Source organism: Frankia sp. CoWAU3, assembly GCF_977971855.1.
In genome coordinates this window covers 1-5,259 of the sequence record NZ_CDWWXB010000110.1, presented here as the reverse complement: position 1 = coordinate 5,259, position 5,259 = coordinate 1, and the positions used below count along the sequence as shown (strand labels likewise).

General features: G+C 68.1%; 2 protein-coding genes and 1 pseudogene. 2 read left to right on the top strand and 1 reads right to left on the bottom strand.

Annotation, left to right across the window (positions count from 1 at the left end; genetic code table 11):
* Both AC08ON_RS11270 and AC08ON_RS11265 read left to right on the top strand, forming a co-directional pair.
* A pseudogene (locus tag AC08ON_RS11270) lies at positions 1-1,311 on the top strand (hypothetical protein); the annotation flags it as partial.
* A gap of 240 nt (positions 1,312-1,551) precedes the next feature.
* The gene (locus tag AC08ON_RS11265) at positions 1,552-3,126 is read left to right on the top strand and encodes a Wzz/FepE/Etk N-terminal domain-containing protein (protein WP_011438310.1); all 1,575 of its coding nucleotides are present in this window, start codon (positions 1,552-1,554) and stop codon (positions 3,124-3,126) included.
* A gap of 315 nt (positions 3,127-3,441) precedes the next feature.
* Here the strand turns inward: AC08ON_RS11265 and AC08ON_RS11260 are convergent, their stop codons facing one another.
* Positions 3,442-4,758 carry a hypothetical protein gene (locus tag AC08ON_RS11260; protein WP_476616927.1) on the bottom strand — a complete coding sequence of 439 codons (1,317 nt, stop codon included), beginning with the start codon at positions 4,756-4,758 and terminating at the stop codon, positions 3,442-3,444.
* Positions 4,759-5,259: the final 501 nt, after the last annotated feature.

Here is a 5,259-nt window from a genome sequence, read left to right as displayed (position 1 = left end):
GCCGGAAGCTGCATGCCGCTGAGCATGTTCTACTCGGGTGCCACTCGGAGCGACTTCCGGGCGGCGGCCACCGCCACCACCGGCTCGTCGTTCGTCTTCGGTGTGGCCGTGGGAATCGCGTTCGTCGGCCCGGGTCTGCTCCTCGGCGGCCCGGTCGGGTCGTCGTTGTCGGCGATGGGCCTCGTGCTGCCCGGCCTGCTGCTGCAGGATGCGTGGCGCTATGTCTTCTTCGCGATGGGGAAGCCCTTCGGCGCCTTCGTCAACGACACCGTCTGGGCGGTCGTCCAGATTTTCGGGATCTTCCTGCTCATCCACCGCGGTGTGACCGCATCCCCGCCGCTGCTGCTCGCCTGGGGGGCCTCGGCTCTCGTCGCGGCCCTGCTGGGGATAGCCCAGGCCGGCTTCTGGCCGTCGCCCGGCGAGACCCTTCGATGGCTCCGCAGGAACAAGTCGAACTCCGCCTACCTGGCGGCGGAGTTCATCACCGTCCAGGGCGCGATGCAGACCTCGCTGCTGGTGATCGGAGCGGTGGGTTCGCTGGCGACGGTGGGCGCCCTGCAAGGTGCGCGCACGCTGCTCGGCCCGACCACGGTGGTCGGGGTGGGGGTCGTGAGCTTCGCGTTGCCGGAGTTCTCCAAGCGGACCTCCATGACCCGCCACGCCCGGGAGCGCGCCGCCTACGCTCTCTCGGCCCTCGTCCTCGCTATCGGCACGGCGTGGAGCCTGATCTTCTACCTCCTTCCGGAACGTTACGGCCAGGCGTTGTTGGGCGACTCGTGGGACGGCGTCAGGAACATCCTGGGGCTGTCGATTCTGCACTATCTGGCCGCGTCGGTCCCGGTCGGACCGGCCTGCATGGTCTACGCGCTCGGAAAAGCCAAGATCACATTTCGGGTCAATGCGGTCTTTGCGCCGATGTTGTTTGGTTTTCCTATCATTGGGTTGCTTGTCGGGGAGGCGCGGGGTGCGGTCGTCGGCTATAACATTGCTTTCTGGTCCATTGCGCCGGTGTGGTTTGTGCTGCTCCGTCGACTCGCTCGGGAGCACGACGCGGAGCAGGCCGCGCTGCGGGCGGCGCGGGGCGGCTCCGGGCCTGACCCCGCCCCGGCGGGGCCGGGAGGACGAGAGCTGCCGCGCCCGCGCCGGGCCGGGATGAGCGACGCACGTCGGTCGAGACGGTCGAACGCTGGCGAATCTGACCATCGAATGGATCCCGTGGATGATGTCGAGGGTATGGATGTCGCTCCGGAGCATGGCCCTCGCCGGCCTGGTCGCGGAACCGGATCGCGGCGTGGTGGGCGGGGCACCTGAGCATCCGCGCGGCGTCAGGCATAGCTATAGACCGTTTACTATCCGCTATCGGCTATGCTCACAAATCGGTTCCGTCAGACAGATCTAGACCGTGGTCCGGCAAACGGGCCGGATGCTCCTGTGGGGGGCCACATTGAGTTCGCTTCATGTCCCGCTGGAGGAGTCGTTGCGTCGTCTCACCGGCACTCCGATCCGGGTACGGGCCCGGTCCGCTCGTTCTGAGTCCGTGGCGGGTGCGTCATGAGTCGCAACGTGCAGGCGGGCAACGAGACCAGCCGGGCTCCCTCCGCCCCGTCCCTGCTTCGTATCCTCCAGCCACGGCTGCTGGTTGTCGCCATCGTCGTGGTCGTCTTCGCGGCTCTGGCGGCCGCCTACTCCAAGACGCAGACGGCGACCTATCGGTCGAGTGCCCGGGTCTTCCTCTCGACGGACTCGGGTACACTCGGCGCCAACTCGGTCGACGCGACCCGCTTCGTGCAGACCCAGGCGCAGTTCGCCCAGTCCTCGGCGGCCGTCGCGGAGATCGCGAAGGAACTCAAGCTGCCCGAGCTGGACGTCGCCGCCCGGCTCAGTACCTCGCCGTCCGACGAGGGCTACTTCTTCGTCATCAAGGGGACGGGCCCGAGCCAGCAGGCGGCGGACGCGCTGGTCAAGTCGGCCGAGGATGCCTACAGCAAGCTCTTGACGACCTATGGCCCCAACAGCCAGGCGAATATCAGCGCCATGATCAAACTGCGTGACGGGCTGGTGGCGGAGCAGGCCGCTGCGGGCCAGGGAGCCGGTATTGCCGGGAGCGTCGACAACACCGTCCGCAACACGCAGATCGCGAACCTCAACACGCAGATCGCCACCGCCCGTACCGCCTCCGCGCTGGCGAGCGCGTCGATCAAACTAGCCGAGCCACCCGTCGCCGAAGGCCAGAGCGGGCCGAACCTGTTCCGTAACACGCTGGTCGCTGCGATCGTCGGGTTGCTCGGTTCGATCGCGGCGATTTGGATCATGTATCAGCGCCGGCCCACCATCCTCGACCCGCACAACCCATCCGACACCCTGGGCGTGCCGCTGATCGCCGTCCTGGAGCCGGGACGGACCACCGCCAGCGCGGCCGAGACCCTGGTCTCGGCGATGTCCGCGGTGATGTCCCCGACAAGCAAGGTGATCGCGTTCACCCCGGCGTCGCGAGGGGACCTGACCGCCGATCTCGTCGCCTCCGTGGCCGCCGCCTGGTCCGATGATCAGGGCGTCGTCCTGATCCTGGACACCTCGCCGTCGTCCGAGGTGCGGGGAGTTCTTGAGGGACTGCCCCGGGCGACCTCCGGGGAGCTGCCTCGCTGGGCGCACGAGCCGACCTGCCTGGCACGCTCGTCCGGCACCGGGCGGGGGCACATCCTCTACAACCGCGTGTCGCCGGCCCGGGCCGCCCGGCCCGGTGGCCTCGCCCCGATCCTCGCCGACCGGGCGCCGGTCGTCGACCTCGTTATCCTCGTCACCTCGGCGCTGGCCGAGCTGCCGATGACCGCGGCCTCCGCCATCCAGGCCGACGCCGTCGTGGTCATCACCTCCACCGAAACCAGCCTCAAGGAGCTTGAGCAGGTGCCGCGGGACTGGCCGGCGCTCGCCGAGCGAGTCGTGGGCGTCGTGCACGACGGCCGGACCGGCATCCGCCGGGCCGTCGCGGCGGCCCCGGAGCGTCGTTCGTCGGTCGACACCATCACCTCCAACTCTCCGGTGGGGGACTCGGCCGCGGTGAGCAAGCGGGGCGGCGGCGTGGACTCGGAGGCCACCGACCGCTACGCCCGCCCCGGCAAGCGTTAGAGAGCCCGTAGCCGCGAGGGTCCGGGACCCCGCCGAGGTTCCGGATTCCAGGCGTCGCAACGCCGGTATGACGAGCCGGGCGGTCAGCGTAATCTGACCGCCCGGCTCCTTCGTTGTACCGGCTTCTTGTCGCGGCTTCTTGTCGTATCTCCGGTCCCTGGGTCTGGTCCCGGCGCCCGGTCCCAGTTCCGGCCATCGCGATGGCCGGAACTGCCAAGATGAGGCGAGAGGAGCACGGGCAGGGATGGCGGTATGTGCGGATGGCGCCATCCGTGCGCTGTGGTGCGTGCGGTCGCGCGCCTGCTGCGCGCTGGGTCAGATCGAGGCGAAGGACCGGCCCGGTGCGGGAGCCGGTGGGATCCGCGGTGACGACGCTCCCGGATCCCTCTGGAGCCTGACGGTCTCCTCGGGGGTAACCGTGAACCAGGTGACGAGCAGGAGGCCGAGCCCGGTGACAACCGGGGCCAGCAGGCCTCCGGACAGCACGCTATAGAAGATCAACACCGACCCGGAGAGTACGAACGACTGCGAGCCGCGTACGAACATCGCCACCACCAGACCGATGAACGCGGTGGTCCCGACGACGCCGTACTCGAGGATCAGTTTGGGCAGGAGGGCGTAGTTCAGCGGCAGTCCGGTGCGGTAGAAGAACGCGGCCGCGTCCCGGTCGGCGAACCCGGGCCCCGAGCCGAACGCCACCGTCATCGGGTCGCTGCCGAGCGCGTCCCAGGTCCGCTGGTACGGCTGGACGAAGCGCAGGCTGCCGCTGGAGGTCGATGAGGATGTCTCCGTAGCACGCGCGGCGAAGATGCTCGACGCCGGGGTGAAGCTGATGATCAGTGCCACGAGGCTCACTCCGAGCAGGGCGGTGAGCGCGAATCGGGCGCCCTTGTGAACGGCCAGCAGGACGCCTGCGCAGGCCAGCAGGAGCAGACCTGTGCCGGAAACGGTGCTCAGGATGGCCAGCACAAACATGATCATGCGCCACCAGCCGCCGTTGCGCAGTGTGCAGACCACGATACCGAAGCCGAGGAACTGCGAGCAGAATGACGCCTCGAGGCAGATGAAGGCGTTCGACTTGTACAACGACGAGCCGTACTGCACGGGGTAGGACGTGTTGAACCCATGCATCAGGAACTGCGACGGCACGATGTCCTTGACGACGTCGGTGTACGGAACGCCGACGAGCTGAATGGCGAACTGGAACAGCGCGAGACCGGAGAGTACCGTGATCATGATCAGAAAACGGTCCAGCAGTCGGGGCAGGAGAGCGCGGGCGTCCGCGCCGCGCAGGCCGAGGACGAACGGCACGTACGTCGCCAGCAGCAGCAGCAATGAGGTGAAGGACGTGTCGTCCTTCTCACGGAGGAAGCAGACGAGTGCCGAGGCCGAACATGCCGTCATCGCGACGAGGTAGGTGGTCACCCGGCTGGAGTTGTACGTCAGACCTCCGCGGCGCAGCATCAAGGCTGCGCAGACATAGGTGATCGGCAGGATTACCTGGACCTGTGAACCGCCCACCGGGAAAGCGATCCGTTGCAGAAAGATCTCGCAGAAGAGCAGGATCGTCAGCATCCGGAAGGTGGCGTCGTTGACCGACTTTCCGCTGCCGGCCTCCTGGGTCGGGATCACCCACGACCGTGGAATCCTGGTCGTGAGCGTGGTGGTGACCACTGGTTCCCGTCCCCCCGTTCCTGGTCAGTGGGCTCCCGGGCGCCGCGTCCGGCGACGGGGGTCCGGCGATGGAAGCCCATCCGCACGTCGGCTGGTCGGCTAGCTGGCGCTACGGGCGGACGGCGTGGGCGATTCAGTCTATCCGGGGCCCTCGTGCCGTCTAGCAAGGTGGTCTCCGTGCCGTTTCCGGAGCGCATGGTTGCGTCTCCGTCACGTCTTGCAGCCAGCTGGTGGGGGCTCTTCGAACCCGGCACGGGCGATGAATAATAGCGGTCGTCAGGCTTGACAGCCGTCGGTTCGTATCCGTGCAGATCTGGATTCCGGCGCGGGGCGGGGCGGACACATGCCCTCGGCCACCCGGGACCCGGACGCTACACCGCTGAGGTGAGGATTTCCGGTGTGGGCTGGGTCGGTTGCAGGCGTGGCTGACCGCCCGGGTGGTCGGGCCCGGCGTCACAG